Origin of the sequence: Vibrio sp. EJY3, from assembly GCF_000241385.1 — a bacterium.
In the GTDB taxonomy this organism is placed as follows: domain Bacteria; phylum Pseudomonadota; class Gammaproteobacteria; order Enterobacterales; family Vibrionaceae; genus Vibrio; species Vibrio natriegens.
On record NC_016613.1, the window covers coordinates 709,737 to 733,304 of the forward strand.

At 46.0% G+C, this 23,568-nt stretch carries 23 protein-coding genes; 17 read left to right on the forward strand and 6 right to left on the reverse strand.

Annotation, left to right across the window (positions count from 1 at the left end; genetic code table 11):
* Positions 1 to 46: 46 nt before the first annotated feature.
* The 10 genes from proB to pgpA all read left to right on the forward strand — a co-directional run bounded on the left by proB (position 47) and on the right by pgpA (position 8,758).
* Positions 47 to 1,186, forward strand: a complete 1,140-nt coding sequence (proB, locus tag VEJY3_RS03180) for a glutamate 5-kinase (RefSeq protein ID WP_014231006.1) — start codon at positions 47 to 49, stop codon at positions 1,184 to 1,186.
* 17 nt (positions 1,187 to 1,203) lie between these two features.
* Complete coding sequence (locus tag VEJY3_RS03185) at positions 1,204 to 2,454, forward strand: glutamate-5-semialdehyde dehydrogenase (protein WP_014231007.1); 1,251 nt, start codon at positions 1,204 to 1,206, stop codon at positions 2,452 to 2,454.
* A 116-nt stretch (positions 2,455 to 2,570) separates the two neighbouring features.
* A complete protein-coding gene (gene nrdR / locus VEJY3_RS03190; protein WP_014231008.1) occupies positions 2,571 to 3,020 on the forward strand; it encodes a transcriptional regulator NrdR in 450 nt (149 codons plus the stop codon).
* 6 nt (positions 3,021 to 3,026) lie between these two features.
* The gene (ribD, locus tag VEJY3_RS03195) at positions 3,027 to 4,145 is read left to right on the forward strand and encodes a bifunctional diaminohydroxyphosphoribosylaminopyrimidine deaminase/5-amino-6-(5-phosphoribosylamino)uracil reductase RibD (protein ID WP_014231009.1); all 1,119 of its coding nucleotides are present in this window, start codon (positions 3,027 to 3,029) and stop codon (positions 4,143 to 4,145) included.
* Between the two features lie 17 nt (positions 4,146 to 4,162).
* Positions 4,163 to 4,816, forward strand: coding sequence for a riboflavin synthase (locus VEJY3_RS03200; RefSeq protein ID WP_014231010.1), 654 nt, complete (start codon positions 4,163 to 4,165; stop codon positions 4,814 to 4,816).
* 135 nt (positions 4,817 to 4,951) lie between these two features.
* On the forward strand, positions 4,952 to 6,061 hold the full coding sequence (gene ribBA / locus VEJY3_RS03205) for a bifunctional 3,4-dihydroxy-2-butanone-4-phosphate synthase/GTP cyclohydrolase II (RefSeq protein ID WP_014231011.1): 1,110 nt from the start codon (positions 4,952 to 4,954) through the stop codon (positions 6,059 to 6,061).
* 168 nt (positions 6,062 to 6,229) lie between these two features.
* A complete protein-coding gene (gene ribE, locus VEJY3_RS03210; RefSeq protein ID WP_014231012.1) occupies positions 6,230 to 6,700 on the forward strand; it encodes a 6,7-dimethyl-8-ribityllumazine synthase in 471 nt (156 codons plus the stop codon).
* On the forward strand, positions 6,700 to 7,167 hold the full coding sequence (gene nusB, locus VEJY3_RS03215; RefSeq protein ID WP_020333700.1) for a transcription antitermination factor NusB: 468 nt from the start codon (positions 6,700 to 6,702) through the stop codon (positions 7,165 to 7,167). The genes ribE and nusB overlap by 1 nt, the downstream gene beginning before the upstream one ends.
* 78 nt (positions 7,168 to 7,245) lie before the next feature.
* Positions 7,246 to 8,211 (forward strand): thiamine-phosphate kinase, encoded by a 966-nt coding sequence (thiL, locus tag VEJY3_RS03220; protein WP_014231014.1) that lies wholly within the window; start codon positions 7,246 to 7,248, stop codon positions 8,209 to 8,211.
* A gap of 40 nt (positions 8,212 to 8,251) precedes the next feature.
* Positions 8,252 to 8,758: a phosphatidylglycerophosphatase A gene (gene pgpA / locus VEJY3_RS03225; protein WP_014231015.1), complete on the forward strand. Its 507-nt coding sequence runs from the start codon at positions 8,252 to 8,254 to the stop codon at positions 8,756 to 8,758.
* An 86-nt stretch (positions 8,759 to 8,844) separates the two neighbouring features.
* Here the strand turns inward: pgpA and dxs are convergent, their stop codons facing one another.
* Genes dxs through xseB form a run of 3 tightly spaced genes read right to left on the reverse strand, consistent with a single transcriptional unit; the run spans position 8,845 to position 11,879 of the window.
* Positions 8,845 to 10,710: a 1-deoxy-D-xylulose-5-phosphate synthase gene (dxs, locus tag VEJY3_RS03230; RefSeq protein ID WP_014231016.1), complete on the reverse strand. Its 1,866-nt coding sequence runs from the start codon at positions 10,708 to 10,710 to the stop codon at positions 8,845 to 8,847.
* Between the two features lie 20 nt (positions 10,711 to 10,730).
* Positions 10,731 to 11,615, reverse strand: coding sequence for a (2E,6E)-farnesyl diphosphate synthase (gene ispA / locus VEJY3_RS03235; RefSeq protein ID WP_014231017.1), 885 nt, complete (start codon positions 11,613 to 11,615; stop codon positions 10,731 to 10,733).
* A gap of 21 nt (positions 11,616 to 11,636) precedes the next feature.
* Positions 11,637 to 11,879: an exodeoxyribonuclease VII small subunit gene (xseB, locus tag VEJY3_RS03240; RefSeq protein WP_014231018.1), complete on the reverse strand. Its 243-nt coding sequence runs from the start codon at positions 11,877 to 11,879 to the stop codon at positions 11,637 to 11,639.
* Positions 11,880 to 12,138: 259 nt separating this feature from the next.
* Here xseB and pomA point away from each other — a divergent pair, with 259 nt between their 5' ends.
* The 7 genes from pomA to rlmM all read left to right on the forward strand — a co-directional run bounded on the left by pomA (position 12,139) and on the right by rlmM (position 19,480).
* A complete protein-coding gene (gene pomA / locus VEJY3_RS03245) occupies positions 12,139 to 12,900 on the forward strand; it encodes a flagellar motor protein PomA (RefSeq protein ID WP_014231019.1) in 762 nt (253 codons plus the stop codon).
* A 14-nt stretch (positions 12,901 to 12,914) separates the two neighbouring features.
* Complete coding sequence (locus VEJY3_RS03250; RefSeq protein WP_014231020.1) at positions 12,915 to 13,862, forward strand: flagellar motor protein MotB; 948 nt, start codon at positions 12,915 to 12,917, stop codon at positions 13,860 to 13,862.
* A 476-nt stretch (positions 13,863 to 14,338) separates the two neighbouring features.
* Positions 14,339 to 15,787, forward strand: coding sequence for a tRNA uracil 4-sulfurtransferase ThiI (thiI, locus tag VEJY3_RS03255; RefSeq protein WP_014231021.1), 1,449 nt, complete (start codon positions 14,339 to 14,341; stop codon positions 15,785 to 15,787).
* Between the two features lie 692 nt (positions 15,788 to 16,479).
* Positions 16,480 to 17,400: a transcriptional regulator GcvA gene (locus VEJY3_RS03260; protein ID WP_014231022.1), complete on the forward strand. Its 921-nt coding sequence runs from the start codon at positions 16,480 to 16,482 to the stop codon at positions 17,398 to 17,400.
* Positions 17,381 to 18,004, forward strand: a complete 624-nt coding sequence (locus VEJY3_RS03265; RefSeq protein ID WP_014231023.1) for an alpha/beta fold hydrolase — start codon at positions 17,381 to 17,383, stop codon at positions 18,002 to 18,004. Before VEJY3_RS03260 ends, VEJY3_RS03265 begins: the two co-directional genes overlap by 20 nt.
* Positions 17,994 to 18,392 (forward strand): DUF423 domain-containing protein, encoded by a 399-nt coding sequence (locus VEJY3_RS03270; RefSeq protein WP_014231024.1) that lies wholly within the window; start codon positions 17,994 to 17,996, stop codon positions 18,390 to 18,392. The genes VEJY3_RS03265 and VEJY3_RS03270 overlap by 11 nt, the downstream gene beginning before the upstream one ends.
* A complete protein-coding gene (rlmM, locus tag VEJY3_RS03275) occupies positions 18,389 to 19,480 on the forward strand; it encodes a 23S rRNA (cytidine(2498)-2'-O)-methyltransferase RlmM (protein ID WP_014231025.1) in 1,092 nt (363 codons plus the stop codon). Before VEJY3_RS03270 ends, rlmM begins: the two co-directional genes overlap by 4 nt.
* Positions 19,481 to 19,548: 68 nt before the next feature.
* Here the strand turns inward: rlmM and xni are convergent, their stop codons facing one another.
* The 3 genes from xni to VEJY3_RS03290 form a co-directional block, all read right to left on the reverse strand.
* Positions 19,549 to 20,331 carry a flap endonuclease Xni gene (xni, locus tag VEJY3_RS03280; RefSeq protein WP_014231026.1) on the reverse strand — a complete coding sequence of 261 codons (783 nt, stop codon included), beginning with the start codon at positions 20,329 to 20,331 and terminating at the stop codon, positions 19,549 to 19,551.
* 58 nt (positions 20,332 to 20,389) lie between these two features.
* Positions 20,390 to 21,766: a nucleotide 5'-monophosphate nucleosidase PpnN gene (gene ppnN, locus VEJY3_RS03285; protein ID WP_014231027.1), complete on the reverse strand. Its 1,377-nt coding sequence runs from the start codon at positions 21,764 to 21,766 to the stop codon at positions 20,390 to 20,392.
* A gap of 205 nt (positions 21,767 to 21,971) precedes the next feature.
* The gene (locus VEJY3_RS03290) at positions 21,972 to 23,537 is read right to left on the reverse strand and encodes a GGDEF domain-containing protein (protein WP_014231028.1); all 1,566 of its coding nucleotides are present in this window, start codon (positions 23,535 to 23,537) and stop codon (positions 21,972 to 21,974) included.
* Positions 23,538 to 23,568: the final 31 nt, after the last annotated feature.

Genomic DNA, 23,568 nt, shown 5'->3' on the forward strand with positions numbered 1-23,568 from the left:
ATTGTTAAAACTCTCCTTTAATTTGTTTTTCACTTCAGAAGACATCATGACAACGAATCAACAAAATGCAGTCGTTTCACATCCAAAAACCGTCGTTGTGAAACTGGGTACAAGTGTGCTTACAGGCGGGACACTCGCGCTAGACCGTGCTCATATGGTTGAGCTGGCGCGCCAGTGTGCTGAACTTAAGAAACAAGGCCATTCAGTGGTAATGGTTTCGTCTGGTGCAATTGCAGCAGGCCGTGAGCATCTTGGATACCCCGCATTGCCCAACGAAATGGCGAGTAAACAATTACTTGCTGCAGTAGGGCAAACTCGTTTGATTCAAACGTGGGAGTCTCTGTTTAGTATTTACGATATCAAGATCGGCCAAATGCTACTGACTCGTGCAGATCTGGAAGATCGTGAGCGTTTTCTAAACGCGCGCGATACGATTAACGCTTTAGTCGCAAACGATATCGTTCCGATCGTTAATGAAAATGACGCCGTAGCGACAAGCGAAATTAAAGTCGGAGATAACGACAACTTGTCGGCTCTAGTGGGAATTTTATGTGGTGCAGATAAATTACTGCTCCTTACAGACCAAAAAGGACTGTTTACTGCCGATCCACGTAAAGACCCAAATGCCGAGCTGATCAAAGAAGTTAAGACGATTGATGACACGCTACGAAAAATTGCAGGTGGCAGCGGCACGACGCTGGGTACTGGTGGTATGGCTACTAAGCTTCAAGCGGCAGACATCGCTCGTCGCGCAGGGATTGAAGTTATCATTGCTGCGGGTAGTGCCGTTAACGTGATTTTTGATTCATTGAGCCCACAGCCACATGGCACACGTTTCTTACCTTGTTCTGAAGCTCTGGAAAACCGTAAGCGTTGGATCTTGGCTGGTCCTGCTGCATCAGGCGATATTATTATCGATGATGGTGCAGTAAACGCAGTGATTGGCACAGGCAGCAGCTTGTTAGCCAAAGGGGTGACTAAGGTCAGTGGCGATTTTGCCCGTGGTGAGGTGGTACGTGTTACCAATACTCATGGTAAGTTAGTGGCTCGTGGTATTAGTGCTTACTCAAGCGAGGATTTAACTAAAATCTCTGGTAAGCACAGCAAAGATATCATCACTGTCTTGGGTCACGATTACGGCTCAGAAGTCATTCACCGCGATGATCTTGTCGTCATTCAGGAATAGAAATTAAGGGAAGCACAGTGGATTTAACGAACATGGGTAAAGCTGCTAAAGATGCAGCTTTTGAATTGGCGACAGCGTCAACATCACAGAAAAACCAAGCTCTGGCTATCATTGCCGATGAGCTGGAAGCAAACTCAGCGGCTATTCTGGCTGCGAATGCAAAAGACATCGAACTTGGCCGCGAAGCAGGTCTGACGGATGCATTACTGGACCGTCTGCTGCTGAATGAAGATCGCTTAACGGGTATCGCGAATGACGTACGTAACGTGATCAGCCTTAATGATCCTGTTGGTAGCGAAATCGACAGTAAAGTGCTAGAAAATGGCATGTCTTTGGCTCGTCGCCGCGTTCCCCTTGGTGTTGTTGGTGTGATTTACGAAGCACGTCCGAACGTAACGATTGATATCGCAGCCTTGTGTCTGAAAACCGGAAACGCCAGCATTTTACGTGGTGGTAAAGAGACCTTCTTCTCTAACATGGAGCTGGTCAAAGTTATCCAGTCTGCATTAGCTAAAGCGAACCTGCCTGCGGCTTCCGTTCAATACATTGAAAAGCCAGACCGAGAGCTTGTTTCTCAATTGCTAAAATTGGACGACTACGTGGATATGATCATTCCACGTGGTGGTGCTGGCCTACACAAAATGTGTAAAGAAAACAGTACCATTCCCGTTATTATTGGTGGTTTTGGCATCAGCCATATTTTTGTTGATGAATCGGCGGATCTTGAGAAGTCACTTAACGTGGTTGAAAACTCAAAGGTACAGCGTCCATCGGCATGTAACTCACTTGATACCTTATTAGTGCACAAAAACGTGGCGGCTGAATTCTTAGCCTTGCTGGTTGAGCGCATGAACGAGAAGGTTACTTTTGTTGCTGAACCAAAAGCCAAAGCGCTGATGGCAAACGCGCAGCAAATTCGCGATGCGGGCGAAGGTGATTTTGATACAGAATGGTTGAGCTACACCCTTGGTGTGAAAGTCGTTGATGATGTAAAAGACGCTATTGACCACATGCGAGTACATAACGCCAGCCACTCAGATGCGATCATGACTAACAGCTTAGAAAATGCAGAATTGTTCATCAACTCTGTGGGTTCTGCAGCAGTATACGTTAACGCGGCAACACGCTTTACCGATGGTGCACAATTTGGTCTCGGCGCTGAAGTTGCCGTTTCTACTCAGAAGCTTCATGCGCGTGGTCCAATGGGCTTAGAAGAGCTGACCAGCTACAAATGGGTAGGTAAAGCCAACTACTTAGTACGTAGTTAACATATTCCACTCGATATTGATTGAAAAAGGGGCGATAAAGCCCCTTTTTGTTTTCTCTCGCATACCAATTCCGCTACACTAGTTTGGCTTTTAAGAGCGCATTGATTGGAGGTGATATGCATTGTCCTTTTTGTTCGGAAAACGAAACAAAAGTTATTGATTCTCGCTTGGTTGCAGATGGCCATCAGGTTCGTCGTCGCCGCCAGTGTCTGACTTGTAGTGAACGCTTTACGACGTTTGAAACCGCTGAGCTGGTGATGCCTAAGGTGATTAAATCCAATGGCAACCGCGAACCGTTTGACGAAGACAAAATGGTCGGTGGCATTCAGCGTGCATTAGAAAAACGTCCGGTCAGCGCTGATGCAATTGAGCTGGCGATCAGTATGATTAAATCCCAGCTACGCGCTACGGGTGAGCGTGAAGTACCAAGTGAGATGATTGGCAACTTGGTGATGGATCAGCTGAAAGAACTGGACAAAGTGGCTTACATCCGTTTTGCGTCTGTTTATCGCAGTTTCGAAGATATCCGCGAATTTGGCGAAGAGATTGCCCGCCTGGAAGACTGATTAAACATGGAACAAAACACGCCTCAAATTACCTTCTCCCCTCAAGATTTCTCAATGATGTCGCGCGCCATCAGGCTTGCTAAGCGCGGCATCTATACCACGGCTCCTAATCCAAATGTTGGTTGCGTCATCGTTCGTGATGGACAGATAGTCGGGGAAGGTTATCATCTCCGAGCCGGAGAACCACATGCCGAAGTTCATGCCCTGCGAATGGCTGAAGGTAAAGCCGAAGGCGCGACTGCCTACGTTACTCTCGAGCCTTGTTCTCACCATGGGCGAACGCCTCCTTGTGCCGAAGGGCTGATTAAAGCGAAGGTGGCGAGAGTTGTTTGCGCGATGCAAGACCCGAACCCTAAAGTCGCAGGGCGAGGCATTCAAATGCTTCGCGATGCAGGAATCGAGGTTCAGGTTGGCTTACTGGAAAGCGACGCTCTCGAGTTGAATCGAGGATTCATCAAATTTATGCAGACGGGTATGCCTTTCATCCAATTAAAGATGGCGGCCAGTCTCGATGGTCAAACCGCACTCAGTAATGGACAGAGCCAGTGGATTACCTCCCCACGGGCTCGTCAGGATGTTCAGCGTTATCGTGCTATGAGTGGTGGGATTTTATCGACCAGCAAAACGGTGATTGACGATAATGCCTCATTGAATGTTCGCTGGGACGATTTGCCTCAAACGATACGAGAGCAGTATCAACCCGAAGCAGTACGTCAGCCAGTGCGCATCATTTTAGATCGCCAATGCCAGCTGACAGATGAACTCAAGTTGTTTAATACCGATGGTGAGCGCATCATTGTCAGTCAAGACGGTGATATCGCCCCTCAATTAAATGAAGATGGCCAGATTGACCTCGCGACGACGTTGAAAGCCGTTGCCAATCAGCATCAAGTCAATCATTTATGGGTGGAAGCGGGAGCGACGCTCGCGAGTGCACTCATACAGGCTAATCTTGTAGATGAACTGATCGTTTATCTTGCTCCAAAGTTGATGGGCAGTGATGGTCGCGGGCTGATTGGGGCGCTTGGTTTAACGTCAATGGATCACGTTATCGATCTGAACATTACCGATGCTCGTATGGTTGGGGTAGATATTCGAATTACCGCAACGCTTATACGAAAATAGATAGAAAAGAAGCAATTATGTTTACAGGCATTGTAGAAGCAGTAGGTAAACTTACTGCGATTACGCCGAAAGGCGAAGACATCACCGTAACCGTCGAAACGGGCAATTTAGATATGTCTGACGTTAAGTTAGGCGACAGTATCGCGACTAATGGCGTTTGCTTGACGGTTATTGATTTTGGCAGCAATTATTACAGTGCGGATCTGTCGTTAGAGACACTGAAAATGACGGGTTTTGCACAATATCAAGTCGGTGACAAGGTTAATCTAGAAAAAGCCATGCTGCCCACCTCGCGCTTTGGTGGACATATCGTGTCTGGTCATGTTGACGGTGTTGGCGAAATTGTAGAACGTAATCAAGTGGGTCGAGCAATCGAGTTTTGGGTGGCGATGCCTGCCGAAATCAGCAAATATGTCGCAGGAAAAGGCTCGATCACCGTAGACGGCATTAGTCTTACGGTAAATGACTTACGTAAAAATGCATTCAAGTTAACGATTGTTCCTCACACGAGCGAAGAAACCACGATTGATCAATTTCAGGTCGGTCGCAAAGTTAACTTAGAAGTGGATGTATTAGCTCGTTATATGGAGCGATTACTTCAGGGGCAGCAAGAAGAGAAGCAAGAGTCGCGTATTACTATGGATTTCTTGCAGCAGAACGGATTCGCCTAAGACAGTATTCACAGAACATCCGTGGGGCAATTGACTTACCGTTTGTAAAGCTCAAACTGTTGCCGTAAGTCTGCTTGTAATCAAGCCCCAACAAATTGTTGCCGAAAATAAATTTAGAATAACGGGAAACAGAATATGCCAATCAGTACACCACAAGAAATTATTGATGACATTCGTGCAGGTAAAATGGTCGTCTTGATGGATGACGAAGACCGCGAGAATGAGGGTGATTTGATCATGGCTGCCGAGCATATCACGCCGGAAGCGATCAATTTTATGGCTACCCATGGACGTGGCTTGATTTGTCTTACAATGACTAAGGAGCGTTGCTCAAGTCTTGGTTTGCCGCCAATGGTGCAAGACAATAATGCGCAATATACGACAAACTTTACGGTTTCTATTGAAGCAGCAGAAGGGGTAACAACGGGTATCTCAGCTGCGGATCGAGCACGCACTGTTCAAGCGGCTGTAGCGCCAAATGCAAAAGCAGCGGATTTAGTTCAACCAGGCCATATCTTCCCACTAGCGGCTCAAGATGGTGGTGTGTTAACGCGCGCTGGCCACACAGAGGCCGGCTGTGATTTAGCTCGTCTTGCTGGTCTGGAACCTGCGTCGGTTATTGTTGAGATTCTAAATGATGACGGCACGATGGCTCGCCGACCAGATCTTGAGATCTTCTGTGAAAAACACGGTATCAAGCTGGGTACGATCGCTGATTTAATCGAATACCGCAACAATACCGAGACAACCATTGAGCGAGTTGCTGAATGTAAGCTGCCGACCGAATTTGGTGAGTTTAATCTGGTGACTTACAAAGACACGATTGATAACCAAGTCCATTACGCGATGTGTAAAGGTGATTTGAAAGCAAACACACCATTAGTTCGCGTACATCTTCAAGATGTGTTTACCGACTTACTTCGCAGTGACCGCAATGCTGAGCGCAGCTGGACACTAGATAAAGCGATGAAGCGCATCGGCGAAGAAGGCGGTGTTTTAGTTGTTCTTGGTCATGAAGACTCCAGTGAGCTTCTTATCCATCGCGTGAAGATGTTTGAAGCGCAAGATAAAGGTGAAGCTCCGACGCTCGCGAAGAAACAAGGTACTTCTCGTCGAGTAGGGGTAGGGTCTCAAATTCTTGCTGACCTTGGCGTGAATGACATGCGTCTGTTATCGTCAAGTAATAAAAAATACCACGCGTTAGGCGGTTTTGGCCTAAACGTCGTTGAATACGTCTGTGAGTAACGACTGAACGATAAGTAACTGGTCTTGAATAGTCTTATGCTGTCCTAGGCCAGTAACTCGTTGCTCCCGCCAATTTCCATTAGATATTGCTCACACAATTGTGCTAGAATCCGGCGATTCTCACTTGATGAACATATTTCACTTAAAAATAGAGTTAAAGGAAAGCTTATGAAAGTGATCGAGGGTGGCTTCCCAGCGCCAAATGCAAAAATTGCTATCGTTATTTCTCGTTTCAACAGTTTTATTAACGAAAGCCTACTTTCTGGTGCGATCGATACACTAAAGCGTCACGGGCAAGTAAGCGATGACAACATTACCGTTGTTCGTTGTCCAGGTGCCGTAGAACTACCTCTAGTAGCTCAACGTGTTGCTAAAACCGGTAAATTCGACGCTATCGTATCTTTAGGGTCAGTTATTCGCGGTGGAACGCCTCACTTTGACTATGTTTGTAGTGAAATGAACAAAGGTCTGGCACAAGTGTCTATGGAATACAGCATTCCAGTCGCATTTGGTGTTTTGACTGTTGATACTATCGATCAAGCGATTGAACGCGCAGGAACCAAGGCTGGTAATAAAGGTGCAGAGGCTGCACTAAGCGCACTTGAAATGATTAATGTACTATCTGAAATTGATTCCTAATGGGGGCCAGTGTGAAACCAGCCGCACGTCGTAATGCACGTCAATTCGCTCTACAAGCGATCTACTCATGGCAAATTACTAAAGAGAATGTTGCCAAGATTGAAGAACAGTTTTTGTCTGGTGACAAATACGATGAAGAAGAACTTCACGCATCAGAGCCAGCTCTAGCAGCGCCAGAAACTGACGTAGAGTACTTTCGTGAACTACTAGGCGGTGTTGTACTTAGCCACGCTGAACTAGATAGTAAAATTCGTCCATACATTTCACGTCCAATGCAGGATCTGGATATGATGGAACTTGCTCTTCTTCGCCTTGCTATGTACGAGATGACTCGTCGCGAAGATGTGCCTTACAAAGTCGTGATCAACGAAGCGATTGAACTTGCAAAAGTGTTCGCTGCGGAAGACAGTCACAAGTTTGTGAATGGTGTGCTGGATAAAGCAGCACCTCACGTACGTAAGAAATAACGATTTCTTCAGTAAAAAGGTCAGCATATGCTGACCTTTTTTATATCAAAAGCGTTTATATAAAAAGAAAAACAAATTATGTCTGGTGAATTTAGCTTAATAGACAAGTACTTTGTTGGTCGTCAAAACCAACGAAAAGATGTTCACCTTGCTGCAGGGGATGATTGTGCACTGGTCAAAGCACCAGATAATGTGCATATTGCGATCAGCACCGATACCTTAGTTGCGGGGACACACTTTCTTCCTGACGCGAATCCTGCTTGGGTCGCGCACAAAGCACTCGCTTCAAACATCAGCGACTTAGCCGCGATGGGCGCGACGCCTGCGTGGGTGAGTTTTGCGTTAACGATGCCGGAGCCTGATGAAGAGTGGCTTGCGCCTTTCTGTGATGCCTTCTTTGAACTTGCGGATTATTTTGGTATTCAACTTATCGGCGGGGATACCACCAAAGGGCCTTTGAGTTTAACATTGACTGTGCAGGGATTTGTCCCGCAAGGAAAAGCGTTAACTCGTTCTGGGGCGAAAGTAGGTGACTGGGTTTATGTAACAGGCTGTCTTGGCGATGCGAAAGCTGGACTGGATGTTATCTTAGACAGCTCTCTTCGTACTCGCGTAGGTGCGGAGAGTTTGGAAAAAGCGCATTACTTGAGTACGCCACGTGTTTTAGCGGGACAAGCACTAGTTGGTCTTGCATCTTCTGCTATCGATATCTCTGATGGCTTGATATCCGATATCAAGCACATACTGAAGCGGTCACAGGTCGGTGTCAGTATCGATGTCTCTCAATTGCCTATATCTTCGGATCTGGCGCAGTTTTTAGATGATAAGGTCAGCGCACAGCAGTATGCTTTATCGAGTGGTGAAGAATACGAGTTGTGTTTTACCGTCTCAGAGCAAAACCATGGCTCGTTGCAAAGTACTCTGTCCCATATTGGCTGTAAGGTGACATGCATTGGTCAGATTCGACCGAATGGTACTTTTGAGCTTCACGACAACAATCAACCTCTTGACTGGGACTTAAGCGGTTTCGACCACTTTAAGTAACCACGATTGAAACCAAACTAGCAGTTATAGGTTTAAGGATATGACCAACCCTCTTTCTCTTATTTCGTTAAAGAATCCGTGGCATTTATTGGCAACAGGGTTTGGTAGCGGTTTATCGCCTGTTGTTCCGGGAACGATGGGGACATTAGCTGCGGTACCTTTCTTTTTGTTGTTAGCTCAGTTGCCGTTTTCTGCTTATGTCGTCGTGGTACTCATATCATGCGTAATTGGCGTGAAAATCTGTCAGGTGACGTCTGATGACATGAAAGTTCACGATCATGGTTCGATCGTCTGGGATGAATTCGCTGGCTTTTGGATTACGATGAGTATTATGCCTGCGCTAAACATTCCGGTAACCGAATGGAAGTGGCTACTCACTGGTTTCATCTTGTTCCGTTTCTTCGACATGGTTAAGCCTTGGCCTATCGGTTGGCTTGATAAGCGAGTGCATGGTGGATTAGGCATCATGATCGATGACATTGTCGCGGGCATTATGGCGGGTATTGTACTGTTTTTAGTTGCCCACTACGCAGGCTGGATGAACTAATAGGCTTTAAACTACATCTGAGCAAAATAAAAAGGGATGCCATCATGCATCCCTTTTTAGTATCAGTAAGTTAACGTTAGTGAAGACTACTTCGCCAGATAATCGTTGATGGATTGTTCAATCCCTTTCGCATCCAGACCAAGCTCTTCATGCAGCTCATCCTGAGTGCCTTGATGAACAAACTTATCAGGTAAGCCAAGGTTGAGAACTGGCTTGATGATTTTTTCTTTCATCATGAATTCAAGAACACCTGCACCGGCACCGCCAGCAATCGCGTTCTCTTCCAGTGTCACGAGTACATCGTGTTCGCTCGCTAGCTGACGAATCAGTTCTTCATCTAACGGCTTAACAAAACGCATGTCAGCAACCGTTGCATTAAGGTTTTCAGCGGCTTCTAACGCATTCCCAAGGAAGGTACCAAAGCTCAGGATCGCGACTTTCTCACCTTGACGCACGATTCGGCCTTTACCGATCTCAAGTGCGGTAAATTCACTTTCGATGTCGGTTCCCATGCCGTTTCCACGAGGGTAACGAACTGCGCTCGGACCCGTGTGCTTGTGACCAGTGTATAGCATTTGACGACATTCATTCTCGTCGCTTGGTGCCATGATCACCATGTTTGGAATACAGCGCATAAAGCTCAAGTCAAACGCACCTTGGTGAGTCTGACCATCAGCACCAACCAAACCTGCTCGGTCGATAGCGAACATGACTGGCAAATCCATAATTGCGATGTCGTGGATGAGCTGATCATAACCGCGTTGTAAGAAGGTCGAGTAAATGGCAACGATTGGGTTATTGCCAGCAATCGCCATACCTGTAGCGAGCGTCACTGCATGCTGCTCAGCGATAGCAACATCGAAATATTGTTCTGGGAACTCTTTAGAGAAACGCACCATGCCAGAACCTTCACGCATTGCTGGCGTAATCGCCATCAGCTTAGGATCTTGCGCGGCCATATCGCATAGGAAGTCACCAAAGATTTTTGAGAACGTTGGTTTACCACCGCTGCTCTTTGGCAAGCTGTTATTTGATGGTGCGAACTTTGGTACAGCATGGTAACCGATAGGGTCTTTCTCTGCTGGCTCATAACCTTTGCCTTTTTTGGTCATGATGTGCAGGAATTGAGGGCCTTTCAACTCACGCATGTTCTTCAGAGTCTGAACCAGTTCATTGACATCATGCCCATCAATTGGGCCGATGTAGTTAAATCCGAACTCTTCGAATAGCGTGCCAGGGACAACCATGCCTTTGAGGTGTTCTTCTGTACGACGAACCAGCTCTTTGATTGGCGGAACGCCAGACAGTACTTTTTTACCGCCTTCGCGAATCGACGTATACAGGCTACCAGACAGTAATTTCGCTAAGTGGTTGTTCAGCGCACCAACGTTTTCTGAAATCGACATTTCGTTATCGTTCAGAATCACCAGCATATCCGGATGAACATCGCCAGCGTGGTTCATTGCTTCGAAAGCCATACCCGCGGTAATGGCGCCGTCACCAATAACACTCACGACCTTACGCCCTTTACCTTCTTTCTGTGCACTGATGGCCATGCCAAGTCCAGCACTGATTGACGTCGAAGAGTGGCCTACCGACAGCGTGTCGTATTCGCTCTCTGAGCGCCAAGGGAATGGGTGAAGCCCACCTTTCTGACGGATGGTCGGCATTTTGTCACGACGTCCGGTCAGGATTTTATGTGGGTAAGCCTGATGACCAACATCCCAGATTAACTGGTCTACTGGTGTGTTATATACATAATGCAGGGCAACTGTGAGCTCTACTGTGCCTAAGCCAGACGCTAAGTGTCCGCTTGATTGGCTCACTGAATTTAGCAGATACGTTCGAAGCTCATCACACAGAGCAGGTAATGTTTCTTTAGGAAGAAGACGCAACTCTTCCGGTGTATTTGCTAACGCCAGTGTTGGGTACTTTGAAATATCAAGAGTCATATAAATGCGCGCTTATAGTGTTAATTTTTGCGCTCGATGACATATCGGGCGAACTCTTCAAGTAACTGAGTATTGTATGGGATAGCTTCCAATGCTTGAAGTGCTTCCTGTAACAGAGAGTGAGCTTTCTCTATCGCTCCCTCTAAACCCAGCAGGGAAGGGTAAGTGCTCTTATTGAGTTCTTGATCAGAACCCTGAGGCTTACCCAATGTTTCTGTGTCACTAATGATATCAAGAATATCGTCTTGAACCTGAAACGCCAAACCAATTGCTTTCGAATAGCGCTCTAAATGAGGTAAAACTGCGATACCCTTATCACCAGCGGCCAAAGCGCCTAATTTAACTGCACAGTCAATTAGGGCTCCGGTCTTTTTACGATGGATTTCTTCCATTTCTTCGAGAGAAATTTGACGATTCTCTGCACTTAAATCCAGTGCTTGTCCGACACACATGCCGTTGGAGCCAGACGAATGAGCCAGAGCTTTTATCATATTGATACGCTGGCTTTCAGCTTCTGGATTTAAAGGACCATCTGCCAAGATAGTAAAGGCGAGCGTTTGTAGAGCGTCACCAGTCAGTATTGCGGTCGCTTCATCGAACTTAATATGGCAAGTCGGTTGACCACGGCGTAACTCATCGTCATCCATCGCTGGCAGGTCATCATGAATAAGTGAGTAAGCGTGAATGCATTCAATTGCTGCGGCTGGTGTGTCCAGATCTTCAGGTTTACAACCGAACATTTGGCCTGTGATGTAAACAAGAAAAGGGCGAACGCGTTTCCCGCCTAGCAAAAGGCCATATTTCATTGCATCAATCAATGGAAGTTCTTGATAAGGAAGCTGTTCTAGCCACAAATTTAATTGCTGATTGTTTCTTTGTTGGAAAGAAGTCAATGTCTGTTGCATCACATCGCTCACTACTAATAATTATTCTGAATCTGGATTGAAGTCACTCAGTGGTGCTTCATCATCTTCGCTGAGAAGAATACTTACGCGTTGTTCAGCGTCGCTTAGCTTTGTTTGGCCAGCACGAGCTAAGGCAATACCTCGTTCAAATTTACGTAAGGCATCATCTAGAGCAAGATCGCCATTTTCTAATTGATCAACCAAGCTATCAAGCTCTTCAATGGTTGCTTCGAAGGTCATGTTTTCTGGTTTCTTAACCGCCATCTCTTCTCTGCCTTAATTCAGCCTCTCATAAGATGCACGAAAGTTACCTTAGCCTAGTAACTTGGTCAAATTTAACCTTACATAATTGTCACAAAATTGGCTCTAAATGTGTCTAAGCGACGAAAGTACCCATTTTACTAAAGATTACTGGTATCAATTTGTGATCTGCTAGCTAAGATTTTTCTAAAAGTTCTCCGCAAGTTGTCGATACAAGGAGTAATTCGTTAGCAATAGATAAAAAGAGCGAGAGGAGTGCTTTGTGGATTTAGCAACCCTAATAGGTTTGATAGGTGGTATTGCATTCGTTGTGATGGCGATGGTGCTCGGTGGCAGCATCGGTATGTTCGTCGATGTAACATCAATCCTTATCGTTGTTGGCGGCTCTACCTTTGTCGTGCTGATGAAGTTCACCATCGGGCAGTTCTTTGGGGCGGCAAAAATTGCGGGTAAAGCATTTCTTTTCAAGGCGGACGAGCCAGAAGACTTGATCGCGAAAATTGTAGAGATGGCAGATGCGGCACGTAAAGGTGGCTTTCTCGCATTAGAAGAGATGGAAATAAATAACAGCTTTATGCAAAAAGGCATCGACCTGTTGGTGGATGGTCACGATGCTGATGTGGTTCGTGCTGCTTTAAAAAAAGATATTACGTTGACTGGTGAGCGACACACACAAGGTACTGGCGTATTCCGTGCATTTGGTGATGTTACGCCAGCGATGGGAATGATTGGTACGTTAGTGGGTCTGGTAGCAATGCTTTCGAATATGGATGACCCTAAATCCATTGGACCCGCGATGGCCGTTGCGCTTTTGACCACGCTTTATGGCGCTATCTTATCTAACATGGTGTTTTTCCCGATAGCTGACAAACTCTCTTTACGACGTGATCAAGAAACGTTGAATCGTCGTCTTATTATGGATGGTGTTCTCGCCATACAGGACGGTCAGAACCCGCGAGTCATCGACAGTTACCTGAAGAACTATCTCAATGAAGGCAAGCGTGCCCTAGAGATAGGTGAGTAATCAGGAGCGTTGTGATGGATGATGAAGATAATAAATGTGATTGTCCGCCACCCGGGCTTCCTTTGTGGATGGGGACATTTGCTGACTTAATGTCACTATTGATGTGCTTCTTTGTACTGCTACTCTCGTTCTCAGAGATGGATGTGCTCAAATTTAAGCAGATTGCAGGCTCAATGAAATTCGCCTTTGGTGTACAAAGTCAGCTCGAAGTAAAAGATATCCCAAAAGGAACCAGCATTATTGCTCAGGAGTTCAGACCGGGACGTCCAGAACCAACGCCGATCGACGTTATTATGCAGCAAACCATGGACATCACGCAGCAAACATTGGAATTCCATGAAGGTGAATCGGATCGTTCAGGTGGAAGTAAGCGTGACCAAGGAAAATTAACCGGTGGCCAGTCACCGGAGACATCGACAAGAGACAACCAGGCGGCAGAATCTGACGTGCAACAGCAGCAGTCGCAAATGATGTCGCAAGAGATGGAAACCTTGATGGAGAGCATCAAGAAAGCGCTAGAGCGAGAGATCGATCAGGGTGCTATCGAAGTCGAAAACTTAGGTCAACAGATCGTTATTCGTATGCGTGAAAAGGGCGCTTTCCCAGAAGGTTCCGCGTTCTTACAGCCTAAATTCCGTCCTTTGGTACGCCAGATTGCTGAACTGGTTAAAGACGTGCCTGGCATAGTGAGAATCTCTGGCCACACTGATAACCAGGTGTTGGATTCTGAGCTGTATCGCTCTAACTGGGATCTCTCCTCTCAACGTGCAGTCTCTGTCGCGCAGGAGATGGAGAAGGTGAGAGGGTTTTCTCATCAACGTTTACGAGTGCGAGGAATGGCTGACACTGAACCACTGGTTCCAAATGACTCCGATGACAATCGTGCCCTTAACCGTCGTGTGGAAATCAGTATTATGCAGGGTGAACCACTCTACAGCGATGAAGTGCCAGTTATTCAATAACTCGGCTTGGGTTTAAAGTCAGTAAAGAGATAAGAAAGCGAGCAGATTGCTCGCTTTTTTTGTCTTTCCAATCCGCTTGGATGTATACCCAAATGGCTTCAAGATACAGGTTTCAGAGCGTTGTCACTGACTCAAGTTCAAGGAAAATAACGCAGTGGAATAGCGAGCTCTTTCCTAGTTATTTGACACAGAAATTGTGTCCGTGACGCGCTCCCGAAGGGCGAGCTGACTAGGTCCACAGACTTTGTTAACGCTTTTTGATTTAGAACCACTAGATCTTCAAATCGTTGCCGCGCCTGAGAACCAAGTCAATCTCGCTGAACCTAGCATCTTGAGGCTATTTGGGTATATAATCTTGCGCCTTTGAAGTGAGCTCAGACAATCTTTTGTGACCAAGACGTGGTTTTGCTGCGTATGAAGTATCGAAGTTGAGTATCACTCTTTGTTGATTGCGAAACTAACCTGCGAACAAGACTATGAAATTTATTGTAAAGCCCCATCCAGAAATTTTTGTAAAAAGTGAATCTGTGCGTAAGCGCTTCACAAAGATTTTAGAGTGTAACATTCGTAATATCGTCAAGAGCCGTACGGAATCTGTCGCAGTATTTAACCGTCGCGATCACATTGAAGTGACCTCTGAGAGCAACGAATACTACGCGGAAGTGCTAGAAATTCTGACTCACACTCCTGGCATTCATCATGTACTGGAAGTAAAGCAGTCTGAGTTTAAAGATCTGCACGATATCTTTGAGCAAGTGCTTGAGCTAAGCCGTCCTCTGATTGAAAACAAAACCTTCGTGGTTCGCGCCAAGCGTCGTGGTAAGCATGACTTTACCTCGATTGAGCTGGAACGTTACGTTGGTGGTGGTTTGAACCAAGCTGTCGAAAGCGCGAGCGTGAAACTGCGCAACCCAGACGTAACCGTGAAGGTTGAAGTGTCGGGTGACAAACTGAACCAGGTTCTTGCGCGTCATAAAGGCCTTGGTGGCTTCCCGCTAGGTACACAAGAAGATGTGTTAAGCCTGATCTCGGGTGGTTTTGACTCAGGCGTATCAAGCTACCTGCACATTAAGCGTGGCTCAAAAGTACATTACTGCTTCTTTAACTTAGGTGGTCCTGCGCACGAAATCGGTGTTAAACAGGTTTCTCACTATCTATGGAATAAGTACGGTTCTTCAGCAAAAGTTCGCTTTATCTCGATTGATTTCGAACCTGTTGTGGCTGAGATTCTTGAGAAAGTAGATGATGGCCAGATGGGCGTCATTCTGAAGCGTATGTTCATGCGTGCCGCAGGTATGGTTGCTCAGAAATTCAAGATTGAAGCTCTGGTAACAGGTGAAGCATTGGGTCAGGTTTCTAGCCAAACGCTAACTAACCTTCGCCACATTGATAACGTGACAGACACTCTGATTCTGCGTCCTCTGATTAACTGGGACAAAGAAGACATCATCAACCTTGCGCGTGAAATTGGTACTGAAGACTTCGCGAAGACGATGCCTGAATACTGTGGTGTCATTTCTAAGAAGCCGACAGTTAAAGCTGTCAAAGCGAAGCTGGAAGCGGAAGAAGCGAATTTTGATTTCACCATTTTGGAAAATGTGGTGAAAGAAGCGCGTGTTATGGATATTCGTGATATCGCGAAAGAATCTGAAAAAGCGGCACCAGAAGTCGAACAGGTTCAGGCTGTTGAAGAGCATGCGATTGTTCTTGATATCCGTAGTCCTGAAGAGGAAGACGACAACCCTCTCGAAATCGACGGTGTTGATATCAAACACATCCCGTTCTACAAACTGGGTACTCAGTTTGGTGACTTGGACCAAGACAAGACTTACCTGTTGTACTGTGACCGTGGTGTGATGAGCCGACTGCAAGCGCTTTACTTGCAAGAGCAGGGCTTTAACAACGTGAAGGTTTACCGCCCATAGTAAGGCGAAAACAAGAAGACTTTCTAAACGCAAACTGAGTGATCAGTTTGCGTTTTTTTATGTCTTTTATTCAGTCTTTGGAAAGGTTTCCGAGTCGTTAAATTGAAGTGACTCGCAATCTTTATCATGACTACTGATATAACGTTAATTAATCCGAACAGAGCGAAAAACGATGAGCTCTATTCCAAGGATGAAGTCGAGAGATTTTTATCTAGGTAGGAGAGATGCTAGGTTGTTCAGTATCTATCACAATGCTAGTTAGTGTAATGACGCTGTGGGGATAGTTGAAGTGTCACTAAGGCAGCCTTGCAAGGTTGAGTTGACCAAGCAGTGAATCAAACTGACATTATTTTATGGATTAGTTTGTTATTTTGTTAAACTTAGATAATTCAGATAAAAAAACACCGCCTAAACAGGCGGTGTAAGAAATTTGACAGACAGGTCAAAAATAAATACAGGAAGTATTGTTTTGTCCCAGGGATAGTAGACAAAACATTTTGGTAGAAATCTACCTAACTCGAAAAACGAGTTTGCAAACACAACATCGCAACAACGAAGCCAATTGATTTATAGAGAAATCAAGCCGTTCAGGCCCGTGTTGCGGGGTGAAATATAGAATTTATCTGGCTGTTCGGCAACGGAGATTTTATAATGTTTCAGATAAAAAAAACTAATCCTATTTGAGGTTCCTTATGTCTCGCAGATTGCCTCCTTTGAATTCTCTTCGAGTATTTGAAGCAGCAGCACGTCATCTTAGTTTTACTCGTGCGGCCGAAGAGCTTTTCGTCACCCAAGCTGCAGTGAGTCACCAGATCAAAGCGCTGGAAGAGTTTCTATCACTCAAGCTATTTCGCCGCAGAAACCGCTCTTTGCTACTCACGGAAGAAGGTCAAAGTTACTTTTTAGACATCAAGGATATTTTTACTTCTATTGCAGAAGCGACCGATAAAGTACTGGAACGTAGTGAAAAAGGTGCTTTGACGATCAGTTTGCCGCCAAGTTTTGCTATTCAGTGGCTCGTGCCACGGTTGGCCGACTTTAACGCTCAGGAGCCAGACATTGATGTCAGGATTAAAGCGGTAGACATGGATGAAGGCTCACTGACTGACGACGTCGATGTCGCTATCTATTACGGACGTGGTAACTGGCCTGGTTTACGTGCAGACAAGTTGTATCAAGAATTTTTGATTCCGCTTTGTTCGCCTTCATTACTATTGGGGACGAAGCCGTTAGAATCTCTCAATGACCTTAGATTACACACTTTGTTACATGATACTTCGCGTAAAGATTGGAAGCAGTTTACTCGCCACTACAACATCGAAGGCATCAATGTAAATCATGGCCCTATTTTTAGCCATTCAACAATGGTGTTACAGGCGGCTGTGCATGGACAAGGTGTTGCGCTAGGAAATAACGTGTTAGCTCAGCCAGAAATGGAAGCAGGACGACTTATCGCACCATTTGATGAGGTGTTGATATCGAAGAATGCGTTCTACGTGGTTTGTCATGAGCAGCAAGCGGACATGGGGCGTATCGCAACGTTCCGTGACTGGATGCTTGCAACAGCGAGAAAAGAACAAGAGGAAGTATTGGATGAGCCAGTGGATAGTTGAGGGGCCGGAAAGTGGACCGTTATTTATTTTTGCCCATGGCGCTGGGGCAGGGATGGAGCACGACTTCATGGCCGCAGTTGCTAAAGGATTAGTCGAACAGGGCATTCGTGTCGTCCGGTTTAATTTCCCTTACATGATGAAACGTGCCGAAGCTGGCAAAAAGCGTCCGCCAGATCGTGCGCCAAAGCTGCTCGAAGCCTACGAAGAAGTGATCACTCACTTTGCTAGTACACCAGTTGTTATTGGCGGTAAATCTATGGGCGGGCGTATGTCGAGTTTGTTGGCTGAAAATACGCTGGTGGCGGGTATTGCCTGTTTAGGTTTTCCTTTTCACCCACCGGGCAAGCCAGAAAACTACAAAGGTGAACATCTGGCAACGCTTGAGAAACCAACGCTGATTCTGCAAGGTGAGCGGGATACCTTTGGAAAGCGTGAAGAGTTTGAAAACTTCACGTTATCTGATCAGGTCTCAGTCACTTTTGTACCAGATGGTGACCACAGTTTTAAACCACGCAAGCGCTCGGGGTATACCGAAGAGGGCAATATTGCTTTAGCGGTTGAACACTTAGCGCGTTTTATTAACGAGGTGTACAGTGAAAAGTAAGTGGTTACTCTCCTTTACAGGTTTGTCTGGATTAGTTTCTGTTGCGCTAGGGGCATTTGCTGCCCACGGTTTAAAAGCGACACTTGCGCCGTATCTTCTTGATGTATTTCAAACGGGTGTGCTGTATCAGTTCATCCACACTTTAGCGATCGCATTTTGTGCCATTCTACTGTTGGTGAATTTAGAACAAAAAGCGCAAAAGTATTTTTTCATCGCTGCAATTTGCTTTATCATCGGCATCTTTTGTTTTAGCGGCAGTCTATACGCGCTGGCGCTGACAGGCATTAAATGGTTTGGACCGATTACTCCATTGGGAGGATTGATGTTCATGATCGGCTGGTGTTTGTTCTTTTTTGCTGCGTTTAATATCAAAGAGGTCTCCAAGTGAAACAACTAATGCTCTATTGCCGTTCAGGCTTTGAGAAAGAGTGTGCTGGTGAAATTCAGGACAAAGCGACACAGTTGGAAGTGTACGGCTTCCCTCGTGTGAAGAAAAACTCAGGTTATGTTGTCTTCGAGTGTTACCAGGATGGAGACGCAGACAAACTGGCAAAAGGTCTCGACTTTAGCTCGTTGATCTTTGCTCGCCAAATGTTTGCTGTTGCAGCCGAATGTGAATCTTTGCCAAGCGATGACCGCATCAGCCCAATTCTTGAGGCGTTGTCTGAAGTCGAAAGCTTCCCTCGTTGTGGTGATCTGCGTATTGAAACGCCGGACACCAATGAAGCGAAAGAGCTACTGAAATTCTGCCGTAAGTTTACTGTGCCGATGCGTCAGGCTATGCGTGGAAAAGGCCTGATGTGGGATAAAGACAACGCTAAGAAGCCAGTATTACACATCTGCTTTGTTGCACCGGGTCATTGTTATGTAGGGTACTCATTCCCGGGTAATAACTCACAATTCTTCATGGGGATTCCTCGTCTGAAGTTCCCGGCAGATGCACCAAGCCGTTCAACATTGAAGCTTGAAGAAGCCTTCCATGTATTTATTCCACGTGAAGAGTGGGATGAGCGTTTGGCTCCGGGTATGTGGGGTGTAGATTTAGGTGCGTGTCCGGGTGGCTGGACTTACCAACTGGTCAAGCGTTCGATGTTTGTGCACTGTGTTGATAATGGCATGATGGCAGACAGTCTGATGGAAACTGGCCAGATCAAACACCACATGGTGGATGGCTTTAAGTTTGAACCAGACCGCAAGAATGTCACCTGGATTGTGTGTGACATGGTTGAGAAACCTGCGCGCGTGGCACATCTTATGGGACAGTGGTTACTAAAAGGTTGGGCAAAAGAAGCCATCTTTAACCTCAAGCTGCCAATGAAAGGTCGTTATGACGAGGTTTTGCAAGATCTTGAAAACCTGAAAATGTTCCTGATTGAGAACAAGGTGAAGTTCAAGTTACAAGCTAAGCACCTGTACCATGACCGTGAAGAGATCACTATTCACATCCAGTGCTTATCGAACATCTCGCCATACTAATTAAGCGAGTTGAACAGATATTAAAAAAGCTCCTATTTTCAGGAGCTTTTTTATTGGCTGGAACAATTTTATTCGGCTTTGTTTGGCCCGGTAAAGCGAATATCTTGCAGATTGAAGCCAAGCTCAATATCGCATTTTAGTGCTGCGACCTTCTTACTTAGGCGGGCCGACTCGATATGCTCGTCCAGTTTTTTTCGATACTTTGGTACTAATTCGTCACTGGCGTAAGCCGCTTCAATATCGTCGAATTGGGTCAGAATTTCTTTTGCGGCTTTAGGTCCGATCCCCGGAACGCCCGGAACCTGACTAGAGCTGATGCCAGCCAGCCCCCAGTAATCAGCCAACTGACTTGGTTTAACCCCAAACTCTTTTTCAATGAATGGCTCATCTAACCAACGGTGCTGGAAGTAATCTCGGATTTGTAATGTCGGAGAAAGCAGTTGGCAGTAGCCTTTGTCGGTCGAAACAATGGTGACCTTTTCTCCATGCCCAGCGACTTTGGTTGCTAGTGTTGCTACTAAGTCATCGGCTTCATCGCCGTCAGACAGCAATGAGTCAATACCTTGTTCCCACCAAGCTTGCTGAATCGCATCGAGGCCCTGCATTAACGGCTCCGGCATTGGCTTTCGGTTTTGTTTGTAGTCCGGCAGTATCTCGGCACGCCAACCTCGGTCTTGCTCATGATGATCAAATACCGCAATGATATGGGTTGGCTGCGCCTCAGACAGGATCCGAGTCAGCGTTCTTTGGGTAGTGGTAATGGTTCTTGCTATGTCAGTGGGATCGGGTTGAGCGGAGTGCACTCGACGGATCAGATTTAGGGCATCAATAATAACAAGATGAATAGACATAATGACTTAGCAATAAAAAAGGGGCGTAATGCCCCTAGTGTAACGAATGCTAGCCTGACTATCGACCATCATTTTCAGGATGAGCGATTCGGTAGCAAGGTTCATAATCGGTGCCACCGGGTAATTTCATCCGATGTTGATCGACGAAGTCTTGCAGTAATTTGTCGAGCTTCTTCATCAGTATTGGTTCGCCATGGATGGTGAACGGACCTTTCGCTTCGATTTCTTTAATGCCTTCCGCTTTTACGTTACCTGCAACAATGCCTGAAAACGCCTGACGTAAGTTTGCTGCGAGAACTTGAGGTTCCTGATCCATATGAAGATCCAATTGCTCCATTGCGTCATGATTTGGCTCAAATGGTAACTGGAAGTGCGGCTCGATTTTTAGTGACCAGTTGAAACTGTAGGCATCGCCTTTTTCTTTTCTATGTGTGCGAACATCGTCCATGCCGCGCTTCATAATCCGGGCGACTTCTGACGGATTATCAATCACGATCTGGTAATGTTTACGACCTTCTTCTCCAAGCGTGTCACGAATAAATTCATCGATCGCAAGGAAGTAGTCCTCACTTTCCTTAGGCCCAGTCAGTACGATTGGCATTGGTTGATCGGCATTTTCTGGGTGCATCATAATACCCAGAATGTAGAGCAGCTCCTCTGCCGTTCCCGGACCACCCGGAAATATCACAATGCCATGCGCCATACGGACAAAGGCTTCCAGACGTTTTTCAATATCTGGCATGATCACCAACTCATTCACGATCGGATTTGGCGGTTCAGCCGCGATGATAGACGGCTCGGTCAGGCCTAAGTAGCGCTGCTCGGTATAACGCTGTTTAGCATGGCCGATGGCTGCCCCTTTCATTGGCCCTTCCATCGCACCAGGTCCACAACCGGTACAAATATTCAGTTCTCGTAGGCCTAACTCGTTACCCACTTCTCGGGTGTATTGATATTCTACTGCGTTGATAGAGTGTCCACCCCAGCAAACCACTAGATTAGGGGCGATGCCGGGCGTAAGTGCTCGGGCATTGCGTAAGATACCAAATACCAGGTTAGTAATATGAACAGGATTGGTCAGGTTTAAACGTTGACTGTCAGCCAAGTGCATATTCACATACACGATATCGCGTAAGACTGAAAACAGATGCTCCTGTATCCCCTTAATCATCTCTCCATCGACAAAAGCGTGCTCTGGTGGATCGGTCAACTCTAATTTGATGCCACGTTCACGGCGAAGCACATCAACATCAAAGGATTGGTATCGGTCTAACAGCTCTTTTGAATTATCGGTATGGCTGCCTGAGTTCAAGACCGCTAATGTACAGTTTCGGTAAAGTTGGTAAAGATCACTCGATGCGGTCTTTTTTAAACGCTCAACTTCCAGTTGGGATAGCAAATCCATGCTACCTGCGGGGCTGATATGGGTAATCATAGCGCCTCCTTGTTGTGATTATATTTGAGGTAAAGTACTCCATCACCTTTGGTTTATACGTGTCGTTTGTGAGTGGTGATTGGAAGGCTGGATAATTGAAGCTTAGCAGACTGGAATGGAAGAAATGTGATAACTCGTTGAAAAATGGTGGATATAAGTAAACTTAAGGGATGAAATCTGTTTGTTTGCTTATATTTTGAACGATTCAGCTCCAGTTGAGTTGGTTTTTTCCAAGCTTTTTAGTTTCGCGTACCATTTTTCCGAGACGACCGAGTACCTGCTCCGGAGAGTCAGACTCTCGAAATGAAGTTGAAACTGCGGTTAGGGTGATCATGATGCTTTGCTCTCGGAACTTAAACGGCAGCTGGCCGATTTCACGCTGGATACTTTTCATTAATTCTAATGTGTACTCTTCCGACTGCTCCGGAATAAGCAAGATAAACTCTTCTCCGCCGAAGCGAGCAACCGTCTCTAATTCGGAGACTCGTTTACTGATGGTACGGGCAATGATTTTGAGTGCTTTGTCTCCGGCGGTATAGCCATAGCTATCATTTACGGCTTTAAAGTTGTCGACATCAAACATGACCAGACGTAAGTTTCTTTGAGAACGTACCCAGCGTCGATATTCCAGTTCGAGGCGATCGTTAAATGCGGTGCGGTTGTATACCTTGGTCAATGGATCAAGCAGCAGGCGCTGAGTCTGGTCATCCAAGCGGCGTCGGTAGTCTTGTGTGGTTTCAAAGACGGCTTCCAGCTGGTTTTTGCTGTAAGTCATTCGCTCTTGCAATGCTTGTTCACGAGCTTCCGTCATTTCCAAACGTTCCGATAGTGACGCCATTTTAGCCAGCAGTGGTGCCATCTCTTTCTTGAGCTCTGATAAATCCTGAGCTTGATTCAACGAGCGTTGACTGCGCTCAACCAAACTATTCATTTCCGAGTTTAGCTCGTGGCGGTGCTCAAAATAGGTTTGATGCTGATCGGCGTTTTGATGGATAGTTTTCAGGTTACTTGCAAGGGCTGTATTGAGTTGGTCGAGAAATTGACTGGAGGTTTCTCGTTCAAATTTAGTGGCTTCTACCACTAACTTTAAGGTTACCAGAGTTAGTTCCACTAAAGACTCTGCATTCACTCCCATCAGGAGCTTAGCGCGGATATCGAGTAGTTTTTCGCCACACTCACCCTCAAAATCCAGTTCCGTAATGGTGTGCTGCAGATCGCTCGCAAGAGACTCAAGCTGAGACTTCTCTGGAGTATTCTCAAATTCGGTTAAATGCAAACGTGAGTTCGAAGCGATGATTTTCAGCGCACGTTCATAAATACTGAGCAGTTTGGTCGCTTGATCGACATTAGTCACAGAGTTCGCTTCAGAAAAGCTCATCAGATTACGCAGTTCGCGCTTTAGTTGGGCGGGTAAACCGGTCACTCGTTGCAGCGTTTCACCACTGCGTTTGATTTGCTCGTCGAGATGGTCGCTCTGTTTTTCCATGGTTCTGGATTGCTGTTTAAGCTTTCTCTCTAATATCGCCAAACGAGGGATTAACGCACTGATATCCGTTTTATGCTGTAGCTCTTGCTGAATTTCTGACAAGTAGCTGGATAGTTGCGCATCAGAACCGGGACATGCAGACGATAAAGACGCCAGAACGCGTTTAAGGATTTGTTGCTCACGTTTAAACTTCAGCGAACTGTCGCGATGAGTCAGTTTAAGTTGATCAAGTTGACAACTTAACTGATGCAGTTGTGCCTGAATATCGGATTCCAAGATTCCCATGAAACGACTACGTTTAAATCCATGTGAGATG